This is a genomic window from Streptomyces mutabilis (assembly GCF_046628145.1).
Taxonomy (GTDB): Bacteria; Actinomycetota; Actinomycetes; order Streptomycetales; family Streptomycetaceae; genus Streptomyces; species Streptomyces mutabilis.
On the sequence record NZ_CP176874.1, the window covers coordinates 7,052,255 to 7,076,944 of the forward strand.

At 72.3% G+C, this 24,690-nt stretch carries 22 protein-coding genes; 12 read left to right on the forward strand and 10 right to left on the reverse strand.

The features are described from left to right. Nucleotides 1-26: 26 nt before the first annotated feature. Nucleotides 27-485 (reverse strand): GntR family transcriptional regulator, encoded by a 459-nt coding sequence (locus ACLIN4_RS31570; protein ID WP_107477499.1) that lies wholly within the window; start codon nt 483-485, stop codon nt 27-29. Nucleotides 486-644: 159 nt separating this feature from the next. Here ACLIN4_RS31570 and ACLIN4_RS31575 point away from each other — a divergent pair, with 159 nt between their 5' ends. Then, on the forward strand, nt 645-1,004 hold the full coding sequence (locus ACLIN4_RS31575) for a cupin domain-containing protein (protein ID WP_100045764.1): 360 nt from the start codon (nt 645-647) through the stop codon (nt 1,002-1,004). Between the two features lie 76 nt (nt 1,005-1,080). On the opposite strand, the gene ACLIN4_RS31580 is transcribed toward ACLIN4_RS31575, so the two are convergent. From ACLIN4_RS31580 to rhaI, 8 genes are all read right to left on the reverse strand, one after another. Continuing rightward, nucleotides 1,081-2,391, reverse strand: a complete 1,311-nt coding sequence (locus ACLIN4_RS31580) for an ABC transporter permease (protein ID WP_290011954.1) — start codon at nt 2,389-2,391, stop codon at nt 1,081-1,083. Between the two features lie 3 nt (nt 2,392-2,394). After that, a complete protein-coding gene (locus tag ACLIN4_RS31585; protein ID WP_179342404.1) occupies nt 2,395-3,180 on the reverse strand; it encodes an ABC transporter ATP-binding protein in 786 nt (261 codons plus the stop codon). Between the two features lie 118 nt (nt 3,181-3,298). Continuing rightward, a complete protein-coding gene (locus ACLIN4_RS31590; protein WP_107477497.1) occupies nt 3,299-3,931 on the reverse strand; it encodes a LutC/YkgG family protein in 633 nt (210 codons plus the stop codon). Next, entirely contained in the window at nt 3,928-5,406 is a 1,479-nt protein-coding gene (locus ACLIN4_RS31595; protein WP_411576469.1) for a lactate utilization protein B, read from the reverse strand. The genes ACLIN4_RS31590 and ACLIN4_RS31595 overlap by 4 nt, the downstream gene beginning before the upstream one ends. Then, nucleotides 5,403-6,158 (reverse strand): (Fe-S)-binding protein, encoded by a 756-nt coding sequence (locus tag ACLIN4_RS31600; protein WP_411576470.1) that lies wholly within the window; start codon nt 6,156-6,158, stop codon nt 5,403-5,405. Before ACLIN4_RS31600 ends, ACLIN4_RS31595 begins: the two co-directional genes overlap by 4 nt. Before the next feature lie 85 nt (nt 6,159-6,243). Continuing rightward, nucleotides 6,244-7,698 (reverse strand): rhamnulokinase, encoded by a 1,455-nt coding sequence (locus ACLIN4_RS31605; RefSeq protein ID WP_290011956.1) that lies wholly within the window; start codon nt 7,696-7,698, stop codon nt 6,244-6,246. Then, the gene (locus ACLIN4_RS31610) at nt 7,695-9,734 is read right to left on the reverse strand and encodes a bifunctional aldolase/short-chain dehydrogenase (RefSeq protein WP_411576471.1); all 2,040 of its coding nucleotides are present in this window, start codon (nt 9,732-9,734) and stop codon (nt 7,695-7,697) included. The genes ACLIN4_RS31605 and ACLIN4_RS31610 overlap by 4 nt, the downstream gene beginning before the upstream one ends. 116 nt (nt 9,735-9,850) lie before the next feature. Next, on the reverse strand, nt 9,851-11,011 hold the full coding sequence (gene rhaI / locus ACLIN4_RS31615; protein ID WP_411576472.1) for an L-rhamnose isomerase: 1,161 nt from the start codon (nt 11,009-11,011) through the stop codon (nt 9,851-9,853). A gap of 285 nt (nt 11,012-11,296) precedes the next feature. Here rhaI and ACLIN4_RS31620 point away from each other — a divergent pair, with 285 nt between their 5' ends. From ACLIN4_RS31620 to ACLIN4_RS31670, 11 genes are all read left to right on the forward strand, one after another. Next, a complete protein-coding gene (locus ACLIN4_RS31620) occupies nt 11,297-12,814 on the forward strand; it encodes a sugar ABC transporter ATP-binding protein (RefSeq protein ID WP_107477494.1) in 1,518 nt (505 codons plus the stop codon). A 43-nt stretch (nt 12,815-12,857) separates the two neighbouring features. Next, entirely contained in the window at nt 12,858-13,898 is a 1,041-nt protein-coding gene (locus tag ACLIN4_RS31625; RefSeq protein WP_100045774.1) for an ABC transporter permease, read from the forward strand. Continuing rightward, nucleotides 13,891-14,922, forward strand: coding sequence for an ABC transporter permease (locus tag ACLIN4_RS31630; RefSeq protein WP_290011958.1), 1,032 nt, complete (start codon nt 13,891-13,893; stop codon nt 14,920-14,922). Before ACLIN4_RS31625 ends, ACLIN4_RS31630 begins: the two co-directional genes overlap by 8 nt. 32 nt (nt 14,923-14,954) lie before the next feature. After that, on the forward strand, nt 14,955-16,037 hold the full coding sequence (gene rhaS / locus ACLIN4_RS31635) for a rhamnose ABC transporter substrate-binding protein (RefSeq protein ID WP_100045776.1): 1,083 nt from the start codon (nt 14,955-14,957) through the stop codon (nt 16,035-16,037). 31 nt (nt 16,038-16,068) lie between these two features. Beyond that, a complete protein-coding gene (locus ACLIN4_RS31640; protein ID WP_100045777.1) occupies nt 16,069-16,389 on the forward strand; it encodes an L-rhamnose mutarotase in 321 nt (106 codons plus the stop codon). 43 nt (nt 16,390-16,432) lie between these two features. Next, nucleotides 16,433-17,854 (forward strand): BNR repeat-containing protein, encoded by a 1,422-nt coding sequence (locus ACLIN4_RS31645; protein ID WP_290011959.1) that lies wholly within the window; start codon nt 16,433-16,435, stop codon nt 17,852-17,854. Nucleotides 17,855-18,008: 154 nt separating this feature from the next. Further along, complete coding sequence (locus ACLIN4_RS31650; protein ID WP_289909153.1) at nt 18,009-19,034, forward strand: LacI family DNA-binding transcriptional regulator; 1,026 nt, start codon at nt 18,009-18,011, stop codon at nt 19,032-19,034. A gap of 128 nt (nt 19,035-19,162) precedes the next feature. Further along, nucleotides 19,163-20,461: an alpha/beta fold hydrolase gene (locus ACLIN4_RS31655; protein ID WP_411576473.1), complete on the forward strand. Its 1,299-nt coding sequence runs from the start codon at nt 19,163-19,165 to the stop codon at nt 20,459-20,461. Between the two features lie 57 nt (nt 20,462-20,518). Next, a complete protein-coding gene (locus ACLIN4_RS31660) occupies nt 20,519-21,262 on the forward strand; it encodes a PIG-L deacetylase family protein (protein ID WP_107477491.1) in 744 nt (247 codons plus the stop codon). A gap of 30 nt (nt 21,263-21,292) precedes the next feature. After that, complete coding sequence (gene sigJ / locus ACLIN4_RS31665) at nt 21,293-22,204, forward strand: RNA polymerase sigma factor SigJ (RefSeq protein ID WP_289909151.1); 912 nt, start codon at nt 21,293-21,295, stop codon at nt 22,202-22,204. A 62-nt stretch (nt 22,205-22,266) separates the two neighbouring features. Then, nucleotides 22,267-23,097, forward strand: coding sequence for a pentapeptide repeat-containing protein (locus ACLIN4_RS31670; RefSeq protein ID WP_373428971.1), 831 nt, complete (start codon nt 22,267-22,269; stop codon nt 23,095-23,097). On the opposite strand, the gene ACLIN4_RS31675 is transcribed toward ACLIN4_RS31670, so the two are convergent. Beyond that, on the reverse strand, nt 23,059-24,603 hold the full coding sequence (locus ACLIN4_RS31675) for a cytochrome P450 (RefSeq protein WP_107478746.1): 1,545 nt from the start codon (nt 24,601-24,603) through the stop codon (nt 23,059-23,061). The genes ACLIN4_RS31670 and ACLIN4_RS31675 overlap by 39 nt on opposite strands. Nucleotides 24,604-24,690: the final 87 nt, after the last annotated feature.

A 24,690-nucleotide genomic window follows, 5' to 3' on the forward strand; every position in this document is an offset into this window, starting at 1 on the left:
GGCGGCGGAGCGACAGTCGGAACCGGTCATGCGTCGTCCTCCTGTCTCCGCCCCGGGGCACCCGGGTCCTGCGCGTGCGGCTCGTGCTCGTGTCGCTCGTGACCGTGGGTCTCGTACGCGTCCAGCGCCGCCGTGACCAGGGCGACCACGTCGTCCCGCTCCAGTCCGGCCGAGCGGGCCCGTGCGACCCAGTCGGCGAGGTCCGCGCGCAGGGGCGAGTCGTCCTCCGCGCCGGGCCGCGCCAGCGACCGCGTCACGAAGGTGCCGAGCCCCCGCCGCGACCGCACCAGACCGGCCTGCTCCAGGTCCCGATAGGCCCGGAACACGGTGTTGGGGTTGACGGCGGTGGCGGCGACGACCTCCTTGGCCGTCGGGAGCCTGTCCCCGGCCCGCAGCACGCCCATCCGGAGCGCCTGTTCGGTCTGCCGCACGATCTGCACGTACGCGGGTACGCCGCTCCGCCGGTCGATCCGGTACTCGACCACGTCGACCTTTCCCTGCTTTGACTAATGCATTGGTACAAGTGTGATCGGGTGCTACGGGGCTGTCGACCCGGCGCCGCCGTCCGGGCGATGTCCCCGGATGGCGGCGCCGAGTTGACAGGCGGACGATGGGGTGGTGGGGCCAGGGAAAGGAGGAGCGTCATGTTCGAGGCAAAGACGCTCGACAAGCCGGACGAGCGGCGCGATTTCCCGCGCGGGCACATCGAGGCCGTGCACATGGAAGGGCTCGACTTCGCCGTCGCGACCTTCGAGCCGGGCTGGCGCTGGTCGGAGTCCGTGGCGCCCATCGCGGGCACCGACAGCTGCATGATCCACCACAACTGCTACGTGGTGGAGGGGCGGATGTGCGTCCGCATGGACGACGGCGCCGAGAGCGAGGTGGGCCCGGGCGACGTCTTCGTCTGCTCGCCCGGCCACGACGCCTGGGTCGTCGGGGACGCGCAGTGCGTCGTGTACGACTTCGCGGGCGCCATGGCGAAGGAGTACGCCAAGGCCGACTAGGAGCGGTACGACAAGTCGTACGACGAGGAGGGGCGACCGTCGCCCCGGTCGCCCCTCCTCTCCTTCCCCCGATCGCTCAGGCGGCCAGGGTCACCGCCCCCACCGCCGGTGCGCGCAGCACCCGCCGGGCCGTCCCCAGGCTCGTCCCCAGCGTCACCGCCGCCGACACCGCGACCATCGCGAGCCACACCGGGAGGAACTGCTCCGGCAGCACCGCGTCGGTCCGCACGACCGTGAACGGCACGACCCCGGCGAGCGCGGCCACCGAGCCGAAGAACACCCCGGTGAGCGTCAGGACCACGCCCTCGGCGCCGACCACGCCCAGCACCTGCCCCGGGACCGCACCCGCCAGCCGCTGCTGCCCGAACTCCCGGGAGCGGTACGTCGTCGCCGCGTACAGCGAGTTGACCAGCATCACGCAGACGAACACCGCGATGATGCCGACCACCGTCAGGTTCAGCGTCTCCAGGTTCTTGGCGTCGACCGACTTGACCAGGCCGGACGCCTTCACCGTGTCGCTCTCCACCGCCTGCATGGTGACCGTCGCCGTCGACACCGCCGTGAAAAGGATCAGCGACACCAGGATCCCGGCGAGGTGATCCGCCCGCTCCCGCAGGTTGCGCACGGCCAGCCAGCCGCTCGCGCCGTTCAGCGGCAGCCGGTCGAGCACGCCCTTCAGCAGCCGCGGGGACAGCAGCGCGAAGCCCACCGACAGCAGGATCGCCCCGTAGGCCGGCGGTGCCATCAGCGCCTCGTCGGTCGCGGAGAACAGGAAGGTGGCGCCGGCGCCGACGGCCCCCGTGACCAGCGCGGCACAGGCCAGGAACCGCTTGACGCCGGTCCGGTCCCGGCCGCCCCGCGTCACCCGCCGCACCGCCAGGAACGCGGCGCCCGCCGACGCCAGCAGAGTGATGTCCACGCCGCTCAGCAGCGCGACGGGCCCGAAGGAGTACTCCACGGACCCCGCCACCTGGCCACTGTCCTGGAACATCTCCAGCAGCGCACGCCCACCGAGCATCGCCGGGCCGATCGCCAGCGCCGCGCCCACCAGGGCCACGGCCACCGCCTCACCCACCACCATCCGCTTGATCTGCGCCGGGGTCGCGCCGGAGCAGCGCAGCAGCTCCAGCTCGGCGGTGCGCTGGCGCACGTTCACCGTCAGCGTCGAGGCCACCGCGAAGAACACCAGCAGCGTCCCGTAGCCGCCCACCACCCCCGCCGCCGTGCCCAGCGTCTCCGAGCTGACCGGGTCCACCCCGCCCTGCCCGGCCGTGTCGTGCATCGAGTTGAACGTCATGATGATCGCCGCGCCCAGGAAGGCGGACAGCAGCGTGGCGAGGAACCGTCCCGGGCGCCGCCGGATCGACCGCAGGGCCAGTACCAGCATCGCTCACACCCCCGCCGGCACGTCGTCGCCGAGATGCGCCAGCCGCTCCGCGACCGCGTCCGGCGTCGGGGCGTCCATCCGCCCCGCGAGCCGCCCGTCGGCGAGGAAGACGACCGAGTCGGCGTACGAGGCGGCGACCGGATCGTGCGTCACCATCACCACGGTCCGCCCGTGCACCCGCACCGCCTCCCGCAACAGCAGCATCACCTGCCGCGCGCTGCGCGTGTCCAGCGCGCCCGTCGGCTCGTCCGCGAAGATCACCCGGGGCTCGGTGACCAGGGCACGGGCGATCGCCACCCGCTGCCGCTGGCCGCCGGAGAGCTGGTCGGGACGGTGACCGAGCCGGTCCCCGAGGCCGACGGTGGTCAGGATCTCCCGCGCCCGCTTCCGGTCGACGCGGCGCCCGGCGAGCTTGAGCGGCAGCACCGTGTTCTCCGCGACCGTCAGCGTCTCCAAGAGGTTGTACTGCTGGAACACGAACCCGACCCGGCCGCGCCGGAACCTGGTCAGCTCCGCCTCGCCGCCCCCCGTCAGCTCCTTGCCGTCCACGCACACGACCCCGCTGTCCGGCCGGTCGAGCCCCGCCGCGCACTGCAACAGCGTGGACTTGCCCGAGCCCGACGGCCCCATCACCGCGGTGAACGTGCCGCGCCCCAGGCTCAGCGTCACCCCGTCCAGCGCGGTCACGGCGTTCTCGGCGGTGCCGTAGGTCCTGGTGACCTTGACGAGGCGGAGCGCCTCGCGGGCGGGGCCCGGGTCGTGGTCGCCTCGTGCGCCGGTGCGGAACATCGTCATCACCTTCCGTACGGCACGCCCTGTGCGGTGCCTCGCCGACGACGCTACGGAGCGCGGACCTCGGGCACACTGGGCGCAGGACCCGTATCGGGAGGTGTACCCAGTGACACCCTCACCCCTCCACCAGCACCACCTCCAGGGTGCGCGGACCGTGCACGCCCTCGACCCGGTCCAGCTCGATGTCACTGGTCGCCGACGGGCCGGAGATCCAGGTCAACGGGCGCGTCGGGTCGAGCCGTTCGAGGGCCTGGGGGACGGAGGAGACCACCTGGTCCGGCACCCGTACGACGCAGACGTGGTGGTCCGGCACGAGGGTGATGCGGCGGCGGCCCTGGTCGGGGGAGCCGTCCAGGACGATCGTCCCCGTCTCGGCCACGGCGACGGCGCAGCCCGTGACCACGCTGTCGACCCGGTCCAGTTCCTGCGGGGTGTTCACCGCGCGGTCGTGGACCCGGGTCGCGTCGACCGCCTCGAGCCAGTACGCGGGCAGCTCCGGCGGGACCACCACGCTCCCCGAGCCGTGCGCCGCCAGGAGCCGCGTCAGCAGCTCGGGCAACTGCCCGTCCGTGCACCGGTGCACGATCGCCCGGTAGTCCGCCAGGTTCTCGGCGAGCAGCTCGACCGTCTCCTCGGTACTCCGCCGCCCGTGCTCGCGCAGATAGTCCCGGGCGAGCGGAGCCTCGTCGGCCGGCACGTCCGCGAGTGCGCGCCGCACCCGGCCCAGGATGCGTTCCCTGCTGCTCACTTCGCTCCGTCCTTACCGCCGCGCGTGCGCTGCCACCAGTCGCGGAACGGCTCCGGGGGAACCTCGGGAAGATCCCGGCTGCCGCTCCACGCCCGGCCCGGTCCGGGAAGCGTACGGGGATGGAGTCGCCGGGTCCGCGAAGCCAGCCGCTGGCCGGTGCGCAGCGCGCCCGGGTGCGTGAACACCCACTGCGCCGCCCGCATCGCCGCCCGCTCGGCGGCATGTCCCCTGGCCGGTTTCAGCACCACCCTGTTGCCCTGCCGGACGGCAGGCCCGCCCTGCACCACCCGCTCCCGCAGGTGCACCAGCACCTCGGGGATGTCGATGGCGACGGGGCACACCTCGTAGCAGGCTCCGCACAGCGAGGACGCGTACGGCAGGGAGGCGTCGATCTCGCTGCCGGTGCCCCGCAGTTGCGGGCTGAGGATCGCGCCGATCGGACCCGGGTACACCGAGCCGTAGGCGTGGCCGCCGGCCCGCTCGTACACCGGGCAGACGTTCAGGCAGGCCGAGCAGCGGATGCAGCGCAGCGCCTGGCGGCCGACCTCGTCGGCGAGGGTGTCGGTACGGCCGTTGTCCAGCAGCACCAGGTGGAAGGTGCGCGGACCGTCCTCGTCGGTGGTGCCGGTCCACATGGACGTGTACGGGTTCATGCGCTCGGCCGTCGAGGAGCGGGGGAGGGTCTGGAGGAACACCTCCAGGTCCTGCCACTTCGGCACGATCTTCTCGATGCCGACGACCGAGATCAGCGTCTCGGGCAGGGTCAGGCACATCCGGCCGTTGCCCTCGGACTCCACCACCACGAGGGTGCCGGTCTCGGCGACCATGAAGTTGGCGCCGGAGACGCCGACCTTGGCCCGCAGGAACTTCTCCCGCAGGTGCAGCCGCGCCGCCTCCGCGAGTTCGGCCGGTGTGTCGGTCAGGCCCTCCGGAGCCGGGCGGCCCCACTCGCTCATCTCGGCGCGGAAGATGTCCCGGATCTCGCCCCGGTTGCGGTGGATGGCCGGGACCAGGATGTGCGAGGGCCGGTCCTTGCCCAACTGCACGATCAGTTCGGCGAGATCCGTCTCGTAGGCGCGGATGCCCTCCGCCTCCAGGGCCTCGTTGAGACCGGTCTCCTGCGTCGCCATCGACTTGACCTTGACGACCTCGGACTCCCCGGTCTCCTTGACCAGGCGGGCGACGATCGCGTTGGCCTCCTGGGCGTCGGCGGCCCAGTGCACCGTCCCGCCGGCCGCCGTGACCGCCTCCTCCAGCTGCACCAGGTAGCGGTCGAGGTGGCGCAGCGTGTGGTCCTTGATCCGCTTGCCGGCCTCGCGCAGCGCCGCCCAGTCGTCCAGTTCCGCGACCGCGCGGGCCCGTTTGTCCCGGATGGTGTGCGTGGCGTGGCGCAGATTGCCGCGCAGCGTCGGATTGCGCACCGCCGTGCGCGCCGCCTCGGGAAAGGCCGGCATCCCCACGAACGTGCCGCTCATACGGTCACCGCCTCCTCCGTGCCGGCCAGGATCTCCGCGATGTGCACCGGCCGCATGCCCGTGCGCAGCCGCGCCATGGTGCCGCCGATGTGCATCAGACAGGAGTTGTCGGCCGCACACAGCACGTCCGCGCCGGTCGACTCGGCGTTGCGCACCTTGTCCGCGCCCATCGCCGCCGACACGTCCGCGTTCTTCACGGCGAAGGTGCCGCCGAATCCGCAGCACTCCTGCGCCCCCGGCAACTCCACGAGTTCCAGCCCCTTCACCGCCTCCAGCAGCCGCCGCGGCCGGTCACCGAGACCGAGGCTCCGCAGCCCGTGGCAGGTCGGGTGGTACGTCACCGTGTGCGGGTAGTACGCCCCCACGTCCGTCACCCCCAGCACGTCCACCAGGAACTCCGTGAGCTCGTACGTCTTCGGCACCACCGGCGCCAGCGTGGCCGCCAGCGTGTCCCCGCGCCCCTCCGCCCGCGCCCGCTCGCCCATGCGCGGATACAGCTCCCGCACCATCGCCCCGCACGAGCCCGACGGCGTCACGATCGCGTCGTACTCACCGAAGACCTCCGCGAAGTGCCGGGCCAGCGGCTCCGCCTCGTGCCGGTACCCGGTGTTGTAGTGCGCCTGCCCGCAGCAGGTCTGGCCCATCGGGAAGTCGACCTCGACGCCCAGTCTGGTCAGCAGCTTGACGACGGCACGGCCCGTCTCCGGATAGAGCGTGTCGTTGACGCAGGTCAGGAACAGGGCGACACGCATCGCGGCTCCTTGTGATCGATGGAACTTGTTGATCATCGGATGAAACGCAGGGTAGTCCGCACGGGGAGGCCGGGGGAGACCCCGGTCACCGGTCGGCGAGTCGGGCCTCGGCCGCCCGCCAGCGCGCCGTGTCGCCGCGCGGCTCGTACCGGGTCAGCGACTGGGTGCGCACCAGCAGCCGGCGCATCCCGGCGAGGTCGCCGACCAGCCCGTGGGCGCGGGCCTGCACCAGGACGTTGCCGAGCGCGGCGGCCTCCGTCGGCCCCGCCACCACCGGCAGCCCGCAGGCGTCGGCGGTCAGCTGGCACAGCAGCGCGTTGCGGGTGCCGCCGCCGACCACGTGCACGACGTCGACCGGGTGCCCGGCGAGCCGCTGCGCGTCCTCGACGGCCCTGCGGTGGGCCAGCGCCAGCGAGTCCAGGATGCAGCGGGTCACCTCGGCGGGCGACGCGGGAACCGGCTGCCCCGAGACACGGCACGCCTCGGCGATCCGCTCCGGCATCCGACCCGGCGCGAGGAACGCCGCGTCACCCGCGTCCACCACCGACCGCAGCGCCGGCACCCGGGCCGCCGCGAGCAGCAGCTCCCCCAGATCCGGCTCGCCCCAGGCCCGTACGCACTCCTGGAGCAGCCACAGCCCCATGATGTTGCGCAGGTACCGGACGGTGCCGTCCAGCCCGAGTTCGTTGGTGAAGTTGGCGGCGCGGCTCTCCTCCGTCAGCACCGGAGCGGTCAGCTCCAGCCCGGCCAGCGACCAGGTCCCGGTGCAGATGTACGCGAACCGCTCGCCCGAGGCCGGCACGGCGGCCACCGCGGACGCCGTGTCGTGCGAACCGACCGCCGTCACCGGCACCGGCCCCGGCAGCCCCGTCTCCTCCAGCACCGCCGGCCGCAGCACGCCCGCCGGATCGCCGGGCCGCCGCAGCGGCGCGAACAGGCCGAGGTCGATCCCGAGCCGGTCCGCGACGTCGCTCGACCAGTCGCGGGTGCGCGGATCGATCAGCTGGGTGGTGGAGGCGTTGGTCAGCTCCGTGCCCTGCTCGCCGGTGAGCCAGTACGTCAGCAGGTCCGGGATCAGCAACAGCCGACGCGCCTGGGCGAACTGGGCCGTACCGCGGGCGGCGACGAGCTGGTACAGGGTGTTGAAGGGCGCGTACTGCAGCCCGGTCGCCGCGTACAGCTCCCCGGCGGGCAGCGTGGCCCAGACCTTCTCCGCGACGCCCTCGGTGCGGGCGTCGCGGTAGTGCACGGGGTTGCCGAGCAGGGCCCCGTCGGCGTCCAGCAGGCCGTGGTCGACGGCCCAGCTGTCCACGCCGACGGAGTCCACCGGCCCGGCCGCCCGCAGCCCGTCCAGGACACCGGCGTACAGCGCCAGGACGTCCCAGCGCAGCCCCTCCGGCGTACGGACCGGCCGGTTGGGGAAACGGTGCGCCTCGGTCAGCTCCAGCCGGTCCGGGTCCACGCGGCCGACCATGACGCGCCCGCTGGACGCGCCGAGGTCGACCGCGGCGTACGTCTTGACGTCCACGGCAGTGCTCATCGCAGGAACGCGGCGGCGACGCCGGCGTCGACCGGGACGTGCAGGCCGGTGGTGTGGGTCAGGTCGCCGCCGGTCAGCGCGAACACGGCGTTCGCGACGTGCTCGGGCAGCACCTCGCGCTTCAGCAGCGTCCGCTGCGCGTAGAACTCGCCCAGCTTCTCCTCCGGCACCCCGTACACGGCCGCCCGCTTCGCGCCCCAGCCGCCCGCGAAGATGCCCGAACCGCGCACCACGCCGTCCGGGTTGACCCCGTTGACGCGGATGCCGTGCTCGCCCAGTTCGGCGGCGAGCAGGCGCACCTGGTGGGCCTGGTCGGCCTTGGTCGCGGAGTAGGCGATGTTGTTCGGACCGGCGAACACGGCGTTCTTGGAAGCGATGTAGACGATGTCGCCGCCCATCTCCTGAGCCGTCATCACCCGGGCCGCCTCGCGCGAGACGAGGAAGGAGCCGCGGGCCATGATGTCGTGCTGGAGGTCCCAGTCCTTGACGGAGGTCTCCAGCAGCGGCTTGGAGATGGAGATGCCCGCGTTGTTGACCACCAGGTCGACCCCGCCGAAGGCGAGGACGGCCGCCCGGAAAGCCTCGGCGATCTGCTCCTCGGACGTGACGTCGACGGTCACCGCGACGGCCTTGTCCGCCCCGCCCAGCTCCTCGGCCACCCGCGCCGCGTTCTCGGCGTTCAGGTCGGCGACCACCACACACGCGCCCTCGGCGACCAGCCGCCCCGCGATCGCCTTCCCGATCCCGCTGCCCGCACCCGTGACGAGCGCGACGCGCGTGGCGAGCGCCTTGGGCTTCGGCATCCGCCGCAGCTTGGCCTCCTCCAGCGCCCAGTACTCGATGCGGAACTTCTCCGACTCCTCGATCGGCGCGTACGTCGACACCGCCTCCGCCCCACGCATCACGTTGATCGCGTTGACGTAGAACTCGCCGGCCACCCGCGCCGTCTGCTTGTCCTTGCCGAAGCTGAACATGCCCACACCCGGCACCAGCACGATCGCCGGGTCGGCACCGCGCATCGCGGGGGAGTCCGGCTCGGCGTGCCGCCGGTAGTAGGCGGCGTACTCCTCGCGGTAGGCCGCGTGCAGCTCCTTGAGCCGGGCGACGGTCTCGTCCAGCGGCGCGGTGGGCGGCAGGTCGAGCACCAGCGGCCGCACCTTGGTGCGCAGGAAGTGGTCGGGGCAGGAGGTGCCGAGCGCGGCGAGCCGCGGGTGCTCGGCACGGGCGAGGAAGTCCAGCACCGTGTCCGTGTCGGTGAAGTGCCCCACCTGCGGCCGGTCCTGGGACGCGAGGCCACGGACGAACGGCGCCAGCGCCGCCGCCCGCTCCCGCCGCTGAGCCTCGGGCAGCGCCTCGTACCCGTCGATCACCGCGCCGAACGGCTGGGCCTTGCCGCGCTCGGCGAGGAAGGCCTCGGCGGTGCGGATGATGTGCAGCGAGTTGCGCTCGCACTCCTCGGAGGTGTCGCCCCAGGCGGTGATGCCGTGCCCGCCGAGCACACACCCGATCGCCCGCGGGTTGGCCTCCTTCACGGCCGCGATGTCCAGCCCCAGCTGGAACCCGGGCCGCCGCCAGGGCACCCACACCACGGTGTCGCCGAAGCACTCGGCGGTCAGCTTCTCGCCGTCCGCCGCGCAGGCCAGCGCGATCCCGGAGTCCGGGTGGAGGTGGTCGACGTGCGCGGCCTCGACGAGCCCGTGCATCGCCGTGTCGATCGAGGGCGCGGCGCCGCCCTTGCCGTGCAGGCAGTAGTCGAACGCTGCGACCATCTCGTCCTCGCGCTCGACGCCCGGGTAGACGTCCTTGAGCGCCCGCATCCGGTCCAGCCGCAGCACCGCGAGCCCCGCCTCGGTGAGCGTCCCGAGATCACCGCCGGACCCCTTGACCCACATCAGCTCCACATCACCCCCGGTCACGGGGTCGGTGGCGGTTCCTTTGGCGGAGGCGTTCCCGCCGGCGTAGTTGGTGTTGCGGGGATCGGAGCCGAGCCGGTGGGAGCGGGCGAGGAGGGCGTCGGCCGAGGGGTGGTTGCCCATGTCTGACAGTCCTTTTCAACGAGGTGGGAGACAGCGCCCCTGAAAAGGGGCGCGGGGAACTGCGCGACCAGCCACACCCGGCCCGCAGCCCGCGAATCACAGAACCCGGCAGACGCTCACGCCCCCCACCCCGCCTGCTGACCACCAACGCGCTCGGCGACAACCTTCTCGCCGTACCCGGACCCCGCGTACGCCTTGAGGGGCTCGGGGTCCAGCCCCATCTCCTGCCGCACCTCACGAAGAAGCGGCCGCACATCCGTGTCGTACGCGTCCATCAACACGGCGTTGGCGCCGAGCACGTCCCCCGAAGCCTGCGCGGCGGACAGCGCCTCCGCGTCGACCAGCAACGCCTTCGCCGTCGCCTCCTGCACGTTCATCACCGACCGGATGATCGCCGGGATCTTCGCCTCGATGTTGTGGCACTGGTCCAGCATGAACGCCACGTCGGAGGTGAACCCGCCCCCGCGCACCACCTCGTACATGATCCGGAACAACTGGAACGGGTCGGCCGCGCCGACCATCAGGTCGTCGTCCGCGTAGAACCGCGAGTTGAAGTCGAACCCGCCGAGCTTCCCCTCCCGCAGCAGCGTCGCCACGATGAACTCGATGTTCGTGCCCGGCGCGTGGTGTCCGGTGTCGACGACGACCTGCGCCTTCTCGCCCAGCTTCAGGCAGTGGGCGTACGCCGTGCCCCAGTCCGGCACGTCCGTCGTGTAGAACGCCGGCTCGAAGAGCTTGTACTCCAGCAGCATCCGCTGGCCCTCGCCGAGCCGCTCGTACACCTCGGCCAGCCCTTCGGCCAGCCGGTCCTGCCGGGAGCGCACGTCGTCCTGTCCCGGATAGTTCGTCCCGTCGGCGAACCACAGCTTCAGGTCCCGCGACCCGGTGGCGTCCATGATGCCGACGCACTCCAGCAGGTGGCCGACGGCCTTCCTGCGCACGGCGGCGTCGGGGTGGCAGATGCTGCCCAGCTTGTAGTCGTCGTCCTGGAAGGTGTTGGAGTTGATCGCGCCGATCCGCACGCCCCGCTTCTCGGCGTGCCCGGCCAGCGCGGTGTAGTCCTCGACCTTGTCCCACGGAATGTGCAGCGCGACGGTCGGGGCCACGCCGGTGAACTCGTGCACCTTCGCGGCGTCGTCCAGCTTCTCGAACGGGTCCCGCGGCACGCCCGCTTGGGCGAACACCTTGAACCGGGTGCCGGAGTTCCCGTACGCCCACGACGGCGTCTCGACTGCCTGGGTCTTGAGCGCGGCCTTCACCGCGGCGAGCTCGGTCACTTCGGCGCTCCTGTGACATCGGGTCGCGGCCGGTCCCGGGACCGACGGTGCACGACCATGTATGAAACGATTCAGAACGTGAAGCTATGAGCCGTCCGAAAGGGTGTCAACCCTTCTGCTCATCCCGGCTTTCCGTGACTCGGTCGTGACCTTCGGCTATCGAAACTTTTTCGACCCGGACCCATTGACGTGACATGCCCTGCCTGCCTAACGTCCCGGCAATCCAGTTGAAACCTTTCACGACGCCGTGAGGGCCGTCCCGCCCGGCGTCGTCGAGGAGCCCCCATGACCCACCCGTCCGACACGGGTACGGCCCCGGTTCTGGCGCTCAGGGACGTCTCCAAGTCCTTCGGCGCGGTCCGCGCCCTGCGGGACGTCTCCCTGGAACTGTTCCCCGGCGAGGTGCACGCCCTCGCCGGTGAGAACGGCGCCGGCAAGTCGACCCTCATCAAGACGCTCGCCGGAGTGCACCGGCCGGACGCCGGCCAGGTGCTGCTCGACGGTGCGCCGGTCGTCTTCCACGGGCCCGGCGACGCCCGCGACGCCGGTATCGCCGTGATCTACCAGGAGCCGACCCTCTTCCCCGACCTGTCGATCGCCGAGAACATCTTCATGGGGCGGCAGCCCCGGCGTGCCCTCGGCCGCATCGACCACAAGGCGACCCACGCCGCCACGGCCGGACTGATGCGGCGGCTCGGCGTCGAACTCGACCCCGACCGCCCCGCTCGCGGCCTGTCCATCGCGGACCAGCAGATCGTGGAGATCGCCAAGGCCCTCTCCTTCGATGCCCGCGTCCTGATCATGGACGAGCCGACCGCCGCCCTCACCGGCAGCGAGGTCGCCCGCCTCTTCGGCGTGGTGCGCACCCTGCGCGAGCAGGGCGCCGCCGTGCTCTTCATCTCCCACCGCCTGGAGGAGATCTTCCAGATCTGCGGGCGGGTCACCACGCTGCGCGACGGTGCCTGGATCGCCAGTGAGCCGCTGGCCGAAATGACCGAGGACGACCTGGTCCGCCGTATGGTCGGCCGCGACCTGGACGAGCTCTACCCCAAGCAGGAGGTCAGTCCCGGCGAGGTCGCCCTCAGCGTGCGCCGCCTGACCCGGGAGGGCGTCTTCACCGACGTCTCCTTCGAGGTGCGGCGCGGCGAGATCGTCGGCCTCGCCGGACTGGTCGGCGCCGGCCGCACCGAGGTCGCCCGCGCCGTCTTCGGCGTGGACCGCTGGGACGCCGGGGAGGTGGAGGTCGACGGCAAGCCCCTCGTCAACGGCGCCCCGTCCATCGCCATGGCCGCCGGTCTCGCCCTGGTCCCCGAGGACCGGCGCGCCCAGGGCCTGGTGATGGACATGTCCATCGAGCGCAACATCGGCCTCACCGGGCTCCGTACGACCGTGAAGGCGGGGCTGATGGACCGGGGCGCCGAGCGCAGCCGCTCCCTCGACTGGGCCGTCAGGCTCCAGGTCAAGTACGCCCGCATCGCCGACGCCGTCGCCACCCTCTCCGGGGGCAACCAGCAGAAGGTCGTCCTCGCCAAGTGGCTGGCCACCGGCCCCAAGGTGCTGATCGTCGACGAACCGACCCGCGGTATCGACGTCGGCACCAAGGCCGAGGTGCACCGGCTGCTGAGCGAGCTGGCCGCCGACGGCGTGGCCGTCCTGATGATCTCCTCCGACCTGCCCGAGGTCCTCGGCATGGCCGACCGCGTCCTGGTGATGCACGAGGGCCGGCTGACCGCGGAGATCGCCCGCACCGACGCCACCGAGGAGACCGTGATGGCCGCAGCCACGGGGAGGGCCGCCGCATGACCGACGCCCCCGCGCCCCCGCACGTCACCGGGAGGGCCGCCGCATGACGGTCACCGCACCCGACCAGGCCCCCGTCACCGGCGTGCCGAAAGCCGGCGCCACCCGGCTCGTCGACCGCATCTTCAAGATGCGCGAACTGGCCATCCTCCTGGTCTTCCTGGTGATGATCGCCGTCACGCAGGCCGGCAACAGCGAGTTCCTGTCCGAGCAGGGCATCAAGGACCTGCTGCTCAACGCGACCATCCTCGTCCTGGTCGCCACCGGCCAGTCCCTGGTCGTCATCACCCGCAACGTCGACCTGTCCGTCGGCTCCACCCTCGGCATCAGCGCCTTCGCCGCCGGCACCTACCTCCAGGGCGGCGGCAACAGTGCCGTGGCCGTCCTCCTCGCGGTGCTGATGGGCGTCGGCTTCGGCCTGCTCAACGGCCTGCTGGTCAGCCTCGGCCAGGTGCCCGCCCTGGTCGTCACCCTCGGCACCCTCTACATCATCCGCGGCATCGACTCCATCTGGGTCGGCTCCCGCCAGATCACCGCGGCCGACCTGCCCGGCGGCTTCGTCGACTTCGGCTCCGGAGGCGTCTCCGCGGTGCCGTGGCTGGCGCTGATCGCCCTCGCGGTGCTCGTCGCCACCGCGTACTACCTGAAGCACTTCGGCAGCGGACGCGAACTGTACGCGCTCGGCTCCAACCCGGAGGCCGCCCGGCTGGCCGGCATCCCGGTCCGCAAGCGCGTCCTCACCGCCTACACCTTCTGCGGCGCCCTCGCCGGACTCGCCGGCGCCCTCTACCTGGCCCGGTTCGGCAACGTCGACTCCGGCACCGGCAACGGCTACGAACTGACCGTCGTCAGCGCGGTCGTGGTCGGCGGCGTCGTCTTCACCGGCGGCTCCGGCAGCGTCTACGGCGCCGCCCTCGGCGCACTCCTGCTCACCTCGATCAACAGCGTGCTGCCCGCCCTCGGCGTCAGCTCCGTGTGGGTGCTGGCCATCAACGGCACGCTGCTCATCCTCGCCATCGCCGTCGACCGGATCGTCGCGCTGCGCGTGGCCAAGGCCCTGAAGAAGAGGAACGCCCGCCATGGCTGACCGCTCCCTGATGCGCGCCGTCCGCCGGTCCGCCTCCTCGAGGTGGGACGGGGCCGTGGGCGCGCTCCTCGTCGTCGTCCTGCTGCTCTCCTTCGGCTTCGTCGACGGCTTCGGCAACGCCCTGAACCTGTCCTTCCTGATCGGCAACACCCTGCCGATCGCCCTCATCGCCCTGCCGATGACCCTGCTCGTCGTCTCCGGCGAGATCGACCTGTCGGTCGCCTCCACCGCGGGCCTGTCCGGCGCCGTGATGGGCGCCCTGTGGAACCAGGGCATGGCCATCGAGGCGATCATCCCGATCTGCCTGCTGCTCGGCGTCGTGTGCGGCCTGGTCAACGGGCTGCTCGTCACCCGGCTCGGCCTGCCCTCCCTCGCCGTCACCATCGGCACCATGGCCGCCTACCGGGGCATCGCGCAGATCGTGCTCGGCTCCGACGCGGTGACCGACTTCCCCTCCCAGTACCTGGACTTCGCGGCCGGACGCATCGAGGGCACCTTCGTCCCGTACGCCTTCCTGCCCTTCCTCGTGCTGTTCGCCATCGCCGTCATCGCCCTGCACGCCATGCCGTTCGGCCGGTCGCTGTTCGCCATCGGCGCCGGCGAGGAGGCGGCGCGGTTCGCCGGCATCCGGGTCAGGCGGCAGAAGCTGATCCTGTTCACCCTCACCGGCCTGATGTCCGCCCTCACCGGCGTCTTCTGGGCCCTGCACTACGCCAGCGCCCGCTACGACAACGCCACCGGCCTCGAACTCTCCGTCGTCGCCGCCGTACTGCTCGGCGGCATCGACTTCGACGGCGGCAAGGGCACGCTCGGCGGCGCGATCGCCGGGGTGTTCCTGCTCGGGGCGCTGCAGAACGTGATGAGCCTGAAGGACGTCTCCGCCCAGTCGCAGATCGTCGTCACCGGCGTCCTGCTCGTGCTCTCCGTGCTCGGCCCCCGGGTCGCACGGCAGATCTCCGTCGCGCGGGCCGGACGCCGGGCGGCAACGGCGCCCCCGTCCAAGGCGCCCGCGCCGACCCCGTAACCGGCCCCGCCCGCTCCCGTAAGGAATCCGCCATGCGCAAGCAGTCCCTGAGCCGCACCTGCGCGGCCCTCGCCGCAGTCACCTCCCTCGCCCTGGCCGCCACCGCCTGCGGCGGCACCACCAAGGAGGACGTCAAGAACGAGGACGCCTCCGCCGCCACCGCCGGCAAGGCCGACCCGAACGCCCCCATCAAGAAGGGCCTGACCGTCGGCTTCCTGCCCAAGCAGGTCAACAACCCCTACTTCACCGTCGCCGACAAGGGCGGCGAGAAGGCCCTGAAGGAACTCGGCTCCAGCTACAAGGAGGTCGGCCCCTCCAGCGGCACCGACACCGCCGGCCAGGTCTCCTACGTCAACACCCTCACCCAGCAGCAGGTCGACGCCATGGCCGTCTCCGCGCAGGACCCCGGCGCCCTGTGCACCGCGCTCAAGCAGGCCATGAAGAACGGCATCAAGGTCGTCACCTACGACTCCGACACCAACCCCGAGTGCCGCAACGCCTTCGTCTCCCAGGCGTCCGCCGACGACCTCGGCCGCACCCAGGTGCAGCTGCTCGCCGAGCAGATCGGGAACAAGGGCGAGATCGCGATCCTCTCCGCCGCGCAGACCGCGACGAACCAGAACGCCTGGATCGAGATCATGAAGGACGAGCTCAAGGACCCCAAGTACAAGGACATCAAGCTGGTCAAGGTCGCCTACGGCGACGACGACGCCCAGAAGTCCTTCCAGCAGACCCAGGGCCTGCTCCAGGAGTACCCGGACCTGAAGGGGATCATCTCCCCGACCACCGTCGGCATCAAGGCCGCCGCCCAGTACCTGTCCGGCTCCAAGTACAAGGGCAAGGTCAAGCTGACCGGCCTCGGCACCCCCAACGACATGCGCAAGTACGTCAAGAACGGCACCGTCGAGGCCTTCGAGCTCTGGGACCCCGCCAAGCTCGGCGAACTCGCCGCGCGCACCGCCGTCGCGCTGGCCTCCGGGCAGATCACCGGCAAGGAGGGCGAGACCTTCGAGGCCGGCGCCATGGGCGAGTACACCATCGGCGAGGACGGCGTGATCGACCTCGGCAAGCCGACCGTGTTCAACGCCGAGAACATCGACCAGTACGACTTCTGACACATACGTTTCGACACGAGGGCGGTACTCCATGCAGCGCGTCTGTTTCCTGCTCAAGGTCCGTCAGGACCGGATCGCGGAGTACCGCGAACGCCACGCCGCCGTGTGGCCGGAGATGTGCGAGGCACTGACGGCCACCGGCTGGCACAACTACTCGCTCTTCCTGCGCGACGACGGCCTGCTCGTCGGCTACCTGGAGACCGAGGACTTCGCCGCCGCCCGGGCGGGGATGGAGGCCACCGAGGTCAACGCCCGCTGGCAGGCCGAGATGGGTCCCCTCTTCGAGTCCCTCGACGGCGACCGCCCCGACGAGGCGATGAAACCGCTCACCGAAGTGTTCCACCTCGCCTGAGTCCCCGCCCGAGACCCTGCCCGAGAACGGAGACACCCCCGTCATGCGACGCCGCACCCTCCTCACCGGCGCCCTCGCCGTCCCCGTCCTGGCGACCGCCGGCACGACCGCGCGGGCAGCCGCCGTCCCCGGCCCGTCGGTCACCCCGGCCGGACGCACCACGCTCGACAGCCGGGCGATCTACTTCGTCTCCTACGACGGCCTGGTCAACAACAACTCCTTCCAGAAGAACGGCATCCTCACCCACAAGGGCCACCAGTACGCCGCCTGGTACACCGCCGACCGCAACGCCGTCGTCGCCCGCCGCGCGCTCGGGGCGGGCACCTGGCAGACGGTGCGGGTCGGTCACACCCTCCGGTACGACGACTCGCACAACGTCATCTCCATGGGCGTCTCCCGCACCGACGGCCGCCTGCACCTCCACATGGACTCCCACAGCGACGGCTTCACCTACGTCAAGTCCGCCGCCCACCTCCTGGACGACCCGACCGGGCTCAGCTGGACCGCGAGCCGCTTCGGCGCCCCGCGGTCCACCCTCGACGGACTCACCCTCACCCCGCAGTTCACCTACCCCCAGTTCGTCGCCGCCCCGAACGGACGGCTCCAGCTCAGCTACCGGGCCGGCGTCTCCGGCGACGGCCGCAACGCGCTCGCCGAGTACGACGGCCGCCGGTGGACCGAGCTGGGGGAGTGGTCCAGCTCCACCGGCACCTACCGCAGCGAGCACGGCTCCTCGACCGCCCGCAACATGTACCTGCACGGCATCGACTACGACCGCAGGGGCCGCCTGCACGCCTTCTTCACCTGGCGCGAGCGCAGCGGCGCCGTGATGTGCTCCGGCGGCGGCATCACCAACCACGACACCGGCTACGTGTACTCGGACGACCGGGGCCGCACCTGGCGCAACGACGCCGGCACGGTCGTCGGCACCACCGGCGGAGCCGACCGGGTCTCCGTCACCGACGCCGGCCTCGTCGTGGACCCCCTGAGCCCCGATCACTCCCTGATGAACCAGGAGAGCCAGAGCACCGACTCCGCCGGCCGGCCGCACGCGATCATCTCCTACGTCCCGGGCCGCTTCGGCCGGTGCACCACCGACTACGTCGCCGACCGCACCGCGCACGGCCGCGCCTTCCACCTCCGCAAGGACGCCTCCGGCGCATGGCGCAAGACCGAGATACCGGTACCGCTCAACTCCAGCCAGCGCACCCGGCTGGTCCTGGACCGGTACGACAACGCCTACGCGGTGTTCCCGTACGGCAGGATCGCCGGCGCCTCCGCGGCGTCCGGGTACACCGACTGGCGGCTGCTGTACGACGGGTCCGGGCTGAACGCCTTCGGCGAGGTGCTGGTCGACGAGACGCGCGTCGCCCGGGACGGCGTGCTCTCGGTCATGTACCAGGAGAGGTCGAGCGGCACCGCACCCTCGGCGCTCCACGTCGTCGACTTCCGGCTGCCCGCCTGACGGAGGTCTGCGCACGGAGGTCTCCCGCGGAGGTCTGCCCACGGAGGTCTCCCACGAAGGTCTTCCCAGGACGGCGCGGGTAATGTGAAGGTCTCCCGGCCGCCCCGCGTCCCTGGCGCACGCTCCCCAGCCCGACCCTGGAGGTCCCTGCCCGATGGCCCATTCGGTGGGTATCAAGGACGTCGCCCGCGCCGCCGGAGTATCCGTGGGCACGGTCTCCAACGTCATCAACCGCCCCGACACCGTCGCGACCGAGACCCGCGCGCGCGTGCTGTCCGCGATCGACCGGCTCGGCTACGTCCGCAGCGAGTCCGCGCGCCAGCTGCGCGCGGGCCGCAGCCGGATCATGGGGCTGCTCGTCCTGGACATGGGCAACCCCTTCTTCGTCGACGTCGCGCGCGGCGCCGAGCGGGCCGCACGCGACGCCGGTCTCGGCGTGATGGTCTGCAACAGCGCGCAGAACCCGGGGGAGGAGGCCGAGTACCTCTCGCTCTTCGCCGAGCAGCGGGTGCGGGGCGTCCTGCTCACCCCGGCCGACGCCACCGGCCGCAACATCGAGGGCTTCCGCCGGCACAACATCCCCTTCGTGCTGGTCGACCGGGTCGCCGAGGGCACCACCGAGTGCTCCGTCTCCGTGGACGACGTCGCGGGCGGCGCCCTCGCGGTGCGGCACCTGGTGGACGCCGGGCACCGCTCCATCGCGTACGTCAGCGGCCCGCCCGGCCTCAATCAGGTGCGCGACCGCCGCACCGGCGCCCTGAACGCCCTCGCCGAGGCCGGCCTCGGCCCCGACGCCCTGCGCGAGCTGCCCACCGAACGGCTCGACGTCGCCGCCGGCCGGGACGCCGGTGCCCGCCTGCTCGGCCTCGCCGACCGGCCCACCGCCGTCTTCTGCGCCAACGACCTGCTCGCCCTCGGCGTTCTCCAGGCCCTGTACGCGGCCGGCGTCGGCGTCCCCGACGACCTCGCGATCGTGGGCTACGACGACATCGAGTTCGCCGCCGCCGCGGCCGTCCCCCTCACCTCCGTGCGCCAGCCCGCCGTCACCATGGGCGCCATGGCCGCCGAACTGCTCCTGGAGGAGACGGAGCTGGAGGGCACGGACCGTACCCACGCACACCGGCGGGTGGTCCTCCAGCCGGAACTGGTGGTACGGCGCTCCAGTCTCGCCGCCCGCTGACCGTCCGTTCAGCACGAATCCCGGTCCCGGGGGTCGGTCTCCGCAAGGACGTGTGCTGAACTGGGACACGGCCGAAAGATCCGTTCGCACGGTCCGACCGTGCGATCCGTCCGTCCCGGGAGCCCCCGTTGAGCGTCAGCTACCGCCAGCCCGGCGTCGTCCTCACCGACCGCCGATTCACCGTGCCCCTCGACCACGCCGACCCCGGCGGGGAGACGATCGAGCTGTACGCCCGCGAGGCCGTCGCGAGCGACAAGGCGGACCGGGACCTGCCGTGGCTGGTCTACCTCCAGGGCGGCCCCGGCTTCGGGGCGAACCGTTTCATCGGCCGTCCCGCATGGCTCGGCCGCGCTCTGAAGGAGTACCGCGTCCTCCTCCTGGACCAGCGCGGCACCGGCGCCTCCACGCCCGCCAACCGCCAGACGCTCCCGCTGCGCGGTGGTCCCGCCGAGCAGGCCGACTACCTCACCCACTTCCGCGCCGACTCCATCGTCCGCGACTGCGAGACCATCCGGCCGCAGATCACCGGGGGCGCCCCCTGGACCGTCCTCGGCCAGAGCTTCGGCGGTTTCTGCACCGTCGCCTACCTGTCGCTCGCCCCCGAGGGCCTGAGCACCGCCCTGATCACCGGTGGCCTGCCCTCCCTGGACGCCCACGCCGACGACGTCTACCGGGCCGCCTACCCCCGCATCGAGCGCAAGGTCGCCGCGCACTACGCCCGCTACCCGCAGGACGTCGAGCGCGCCCGCCGCATCGCCGACCACCTGCTCACCCACGACGTCGTCCTGCCGAACGGCTACCGGCTCACCGTCGAGGCCTTCCAGTCCCTGGGCATCCTGCTCGGCGGCAGCGAGGGCAGCCACCGCCTGCACTTCCTGCTGGAGGACGCCTTCGTCCGCACCCCGCGCGGGCACGAGCTGTCCGACGCCTTCCAGGAGCAGGCGCAGTCCCTGCTCTCGTACGCGGGCCACCCGCTGTACGCCCTCGTCCACGAGGCCATCTACGGCCAGGACGCACGCCCCACGAACTGGTCGGCCGAGCGCGTCCGCGCCGAGTTCCCGCGCTTCGACGCCGCCAAGGCTCTCGCGGGCGACGAACCGCTGCTGTTCACCGGCGAGTCGATCCACCCCTGGATGTTCGACTGCGACCCGGCGCTGCGCCCGCTGCGCGAGACCGCCGAACTGCTCGCCGCCCGCACCGACTGGACCCCGCTCTACGACCCCGCCCGCCTCGCCGCCAACGAGGTGCCGGCCGCCGCGGCCGTCTACCACGACGACATGTACGTCGACACCGCCCACGCGCTGACCACCGCCCGCACGATCCGCCTGCGCACCTGGGTCACCGACGAGTTCGAGCACGACGGCGTCCGGGCCGGCGGCCCCCGCGTCCTGGACCGGCTGCTCGCCCTCGCCCGCGACGAGGCCTGAACGGCGCCGGGTTCGAATTCCGGGTGGGATGTCGGCGGCACGGGTTAGTGTGCGGGCATGACGGAGCCGACGATCACGCAACTGGAGCCCATGCCCGGCGACTGGCGGCGCGCCCTGGCCGTCGTCGCCCACCCGGACGACCTGGAGTACGGCTGCTCGGCGGCGATCGCGGCCTGGACCGACGAGGGCCGCGAGGTCGCCTACGTCCTCGCCACCCGGGGCGAGGCGGGCATCGACACCCTGGCGCCGGCCGAGGCCGGCCCGCTGCGGGAGCGTGAGCAGCGGGCGAGCGCGGCCGTCGTCGGGGTGAGCGAGGTGGAGTTCCTCGACCACCGGGACGGCGTGATCGAGTACGGCACCGCACTGCGCCGGGACATCGCCGCAGCGATCCGCCGGCACCGGCCCGAGCTGGTCATCACCCTCAACCACCGCGACACCTGGGGCGGCGTCGCCTGGAACACCCCGGACCACGTCGCCGTCGGGCGGGCCACCCTCGACGCCGCGGGGGACGCCGGCAACCGGTGGATCTTCCCGGAGCTGACCGAGCGGGGGCTCGAGCCCTGGGACGGCGTGCGCTGGGTCGCGGTCGCCGGTTCCTCCTCGCCCACGCACGCCGTGGACGCCACACCGGGCCTGGAGCGAGCGGTCCGTTCCCTGCTGGAACACCGCACCTACATCGAGGCGCTGACCGACGAGGACCCGGAGACGTACGTGCGCGGTTTCCTCGTCGGCTTCGCCGAGTCCGCGGGGGAGCGGTTCGGCGGGAAGCCCGCGGTGACCTTCGAAGTCTTCGGTCGGTAGCACGTGGGGGAAAGCGTGACGGGGGAGTACATGGCGGGGAAGCAGGGGGACCAGCGGCTCGCGGAGCGGTTCGAGGAGCACCGCGGGCAGCTGAAGGCCGTGGCCTACCGCATGCTCGGTTCGCTGACCGAGGCGGAGGACGCCGTTCAGGAGGCCTGGCTGCGGCTCGACCGGGCCGGCGCCGACGGTATCGACAACCTCGGCGCCTGGCTCACCACGGTGACCGGCCGGGTCTGCCTGGATCTGCTGCGCTCCCGCACCGCGCGCCGCGAGGAGCCGATGACCGAGGGCTTCGACACCTTCGTACCGGACCCCGTGCTGAGGGCGCTGCCGCAGGGCGACCCGGAGGAGGAGGCCCTCCACACCGACTCGGTCGGGGTGGCCCTGCTGGTGGTGCTGGAGACCCTGGAGCCGGCCGAGCGGCTGGCGTTCGTGCTGCACGACATGTTCGCCGTGCCCTTCGACGACATCGCGCCGGTCCTCGAACGCAGTCCGGCCGCCACCCGGCAGCTGGCCAGCCGCGCCCGGCGCCGGGTCCGGGACGCCACCCCGGCGGCCGACCCCGACCTCGGCAGACAGCGCCGGGTGGTCGAGGCCTTCCTGGCGGCGAGCCGGGCCGGCGACTTCGACGCCTTGGTGTCCGTGCTCCACCCCGACGTGGTGCTGCGGGCCGACGCCGGCGCACTGGCTTCCGGAGCGGCGGCTTCGAAGGTGCTGCGGGGGGCCCGGACGGTCGCCACCGGGGCGTTCCACTTCCGGCACCTCGCCGGATTCGCACGGCTCGTCCTGGTCAACGGCACGGTCGGCACCGCCGCCGTGGTGGAGGGACGTCCGCGGTCGGTCACCTGCGTCACCGTCGTCGACGGTCTCATCACCGGCCTGTACATCCTGGCCGACCCGGACCGGCTGGCCCGCCTGGACGTGTCCGGCCTGGAAGCCTGACCGAGCGCCGGCCGGACCGGGGCCCGCAGGCGCCCTCTCCGGCGGGCCGTATGCTCGACGTCATGCGAGATCACACGGCTGACCAGGCGGAACTGCGCGGCGACTGCGAGCGTTGCTTCGGCCTGTGCTGCGTGGCCCTGCCCTTCGCCCGGTCCAGGGACTTCGCGGTCGACAAGGACGCCGGAAAGCCCTGCACCAACCTCCAGGACGACCACCGCTGCGGTATTCACGCACGGCTGCGGGAGACCGGCTTCACCGGCTGCACGGTCTACGACTGCTTCGGCGCCGGGCAGCGGGTCTCGCAGGTCACCTTCGGCGGCCGGGACTGGCGCAGCGGACCGCCGGAGCGCACCCGCCGCATGTTCGACGTGTTCCCGGTCGTCCGCCAGCTGCACGAGCTGCTCTGGTACCTGACCGAGGCGCTGAGCCTGCCCGCGGCCCGCCCCGTCCACGCCGACCTGCGCCGGCTCCTGGCCGACACCGAGCGGCTCGCCGAGGGGACCCCCGAGGAACTGGCCACCCTGGACGTGGCCGCGCACCGGCAGCGGGTCAACGTGCTCCTGCTGCGCACCAGCGAGCTGGCGCGGGCCGGCACCCGCGGCAAGAAGAAGAACCGCCGGGGCGCGGACCTGATGGGCGCCCGCCTCAAGGGCGCCGACCTCAGCGGCGCGGACCTGCGCGGCGCTTATCTCATCGCCGCCGACCTCACCGGCGCCGACCTGCGGGGCGCCGACCTGATCGGCGCGGACCTGCGCGACGCCGACCTCACGGACGCGGACCTGACGGGAGCCTTCTTCCTGACCCAGCCGCAGCTCACCGCGGCCCGGGGCAGCGCCGGCACCAGGCTGCCGGGCTCAGTCACCCACCCGGTGCACTGGACAGCGGGCGGCTGAGGCGGCGTCCTCGGACAGGGGCGCGCCGTCCGTCGCCGCGGGCCGGCCGGTCGCGGGCCGCCGCTCCAGATGGAGCCGCAACCCCTCCGGCATCAGCGTCAGCCGCTCGGTCACCCGGAGCCGGTAGTCCGGCTCCGGGCGCAGTTCGTAGCGGCGCAGCAGCAGCCCGAGGACCAGCGTCGCCTCGTGCAGCGCGAACTGCCGCCCGATGCACGCCCGGGCGCCCGTGCCGAACGGTTTGAAGGTGTGCGGGGCGCGTGACCGTACGGCCTTGGCCTCGAAGCGGTCCGGGTCGAACCGTTCGGCGTCCGGCCCCCACACCTGAGGGTCGCGGTGCAGCATGCCGGTCAGCACCAGCGCCCAGGCTCCGCGCCGCATCGGATGCGTACCGTCCAGCACGGTGTCCCGGCGGGCCTCGCGCGCGAAGGCGGGCGCGGTCGGCCACAGCCGCAGCGACTCGTCCAGCACCCGGCGCACATAGCGCAGTTTGGCCACCTGCTCGTAGCCGGGCGCCTCGGTGCCGCCCCAGACCCGGTCCACCTCGGCGCGGGCCCGGGCCGCCACCTCGGGGTGCCGGGCGAGGTAGTGCAGAGCGAAGGAGAGCGCGCCCGAGGTGGTCTCGTGGCCGGCCACCAGGAAGGTGATGACCTGTCGGCGGACGTTCTCCGCCGACAGCCGTTCGCCCGTTTCCGGGTGGGCCGTCTCCAGCATCCTGTCGAGCAGGTCACCCGTGCCGCTCCCGCCGCCGGTCCGGCGGGCGCGCACGAGGTCGTCGACCGTGCGGTTGAGGTAGGCGATGTCGGCGGTGTTGCGCCGGCTCGCGCGGCGCAGCAGCCAGGGGGCCAGCGGCGCGGGCACCGTGTTCAGACGCTGTGCGTAGCCGAGCGTGCCCACCATCGCGGTCACGAAGGGATGCGGGCGGGAGCGCTCGAAGGAACCGAAGTCGTGCCCGAATCCGGTGCGCGAGATCGTCTCCAGCGTCAGTTTGGTCATGTCACCCGGCACATCCACCGACCGGCCCCCGGCCACGGCCCGGTCCCAGTGTTCGGTGAGCCGTGCGGCCACGTCCAGCATCATCACGTGGTAGCCCGCCATGGCCTCCCGGCTGAACCCGGGGGCCAGCACGTCGTGCGCGAGCTGCCAGTTGGACTCGTGGTTGTACGCCGTGAACAGCCCGTCCCCGGCGACCGGCCGCAGGTTGGCCACGCCCAGCCCCACGTGCTTGGCGAACCGCGTCTCGTCGGCCAGGTCGGCGGCGAGCGCGGCGCCCCACACGAACACGAACTCCTTGCCGAACGCCCGCCGCCGGAAGATCGGCCCCAGTCGCCGGGCGTAGCGCAGCGAGTCCTGCATCGGGGTGCTCCGGCTCGCCCCGACCACGTCCCCGAGCAGCGGGAGCCGGTAGGGCGGGCGGGGGATGCGGTGCAGTTCGGGCCAGCCCAGCTCGGCGCTGCGGAAGCCCTTCGGCAGTCCGTCCGGTGCCAGTCGGTCCGTCGTCCGGGCCATGACGCGATCTCCCTTGACGCAGCGGCGTGTTGCACGTGCCGGGCAGGCGTGTTGTACATGGATTCAATAGCGCGCCCCAGTCTCGTC

What these genes read in the sequence shown, in the direction of transcription:
- ACLIN4_RS31575 (WP_100045764.1), top strand. Translation starts at nt 645, where the DNA reads ATGTTCGAGGCAAAGACGCTCGACAAGCCGGACGAGCGGCGCGATTTC.
- ACLIN4_RS31580 (WP_290011954.1), bottom strand. Translation starts at nt 2,391, where the DNA reads ATGCTGGTACTGGCCCTGCGGTCGATCCGGCGGCGCCCGGGACGGTTC.
- ACLIN4_RS31585 (WP_179342404.1), bottom strand. Translation starts at nt 3,180, where the DNA reads ATGTTCCGCACCGGCGCACGAGGCGACCACGACCCGGGCCCCGCCCGC.
- ACLIN4_RS31595 (WP_411576469.1), bottom strand. Translation starts at nt 5,406, where the DNA reads ATGAGCGGCACGTTCGTGGGGATGCCGGCCTTTCCCGAGGCGGCGCGC.
- ACLIN4_RS31600 (WP_411576470.1), bottom strand. Translation starts at nt 6,158, where the DNA reads ATGCGTGTCGCCCTGTTCCTGACCTGCGTCAACGACACGCTCTATCCG.
- ACLIN4_RS31605 (WP_290011956.1), bottom strand. Translation starts at nt 7,698, where the DNA reads ATGAGCACTGCCGTGGACGTCAAGACGTACGCCGCGGTCGACCTCGGC.
- ACLIN4_RS31610 (WP_411576471.1), bottom strand. Translation starts at nt 9,734, where the DNA reads ATGGGCAACCACCCCTCGGCCGACGCCCTCCTCGCCCGCTCCCACCGG.
- ACLIN4_RS31620 (WP_107477494.1), top strand. Translation starts at nt 11,297, where the DNA reads ATGACCCACCCGTCCGACACGGGTACGGCCCCGGTTCTGGCGCTCAGG.
- ACLIN4_RS31625 (WP_100045774.1), top strand. Translation starts at nt 12,858, where the DNA reads ATGACGGTCACCGCACCCGACCAGGCCCCCGTCACCGGCGTGCCGAAA.
- ACLIN4_RS31630 (WP_290011958.1), top strand. Translation starts at nt 13,891, where the DNA reads ATGGCTGACCGCTCCCTGATGCGCGCCGTCCGCCGGTCCGCCTCCTCG.
- rhaS (WP_100045776.1), top strand. Translation starts at nt 14,955, where the DNA reads ATGCGCAAGCAGTCCCTGAGCCGCACCTGCGCGGCCCTCGCCGCAGTC.
- ACLIN4_RS31640 (WP_100045777.1), top strand. Translation starts at nt 16,069, where the DNA reads ATGCAGCGCGTCTGTTTCCTGCTCAAGGTCCGTCAGGACCGGATCGCG.
- ACLIN4_RS31645 (WP_290011959.1), top strand. Translation starts at nt 16,433, where the DNA reads ATGCGACGCCGCACCCTCCTCACCGGCGCCCTCGCCGTCCCCGTCCTG.
- ACLIN4_RS31650 (WP_289909153.1), top strand. Translation starts at nt 18,009, where the DNA reads ATGGCCCATTCGGTGGGTATCAAGGACGTCGCCCGCGCCGCCGGAGTA.
- ACLIN4_RS31660 (WP_107477491.1), top strand. Translation starts at nt 20,519, where the DNA reads ATGACGGAGCCGACGATCACGCAACTGGAGCCCATGCCCGGCGACTGG.
- sigJ (WP_289909151.1), top strand. Translation starts at nt 21,293, where the DNA reads ATGGCGGGGAAGCAGGGGGACCAGCGGCTCGCGGAGCGGTTCGAGGAG.
- ACLIN4_RS31670 (WP_373428971.1), top strand. Translation starts at nt 22,267, where the DNA reads ATGCGAGATCACACGGCTGACCAGGCGGAACTGCGCGGCGACTGCGAG.
- ACLIN4_RS31675 (WP_107478746.1), bottom strand. Translation starts at nt 24,603, where the DNA reads ATGGCCCGGACGACGGACCGACTGGCACCGGACGGACTGCCGAAGGGC.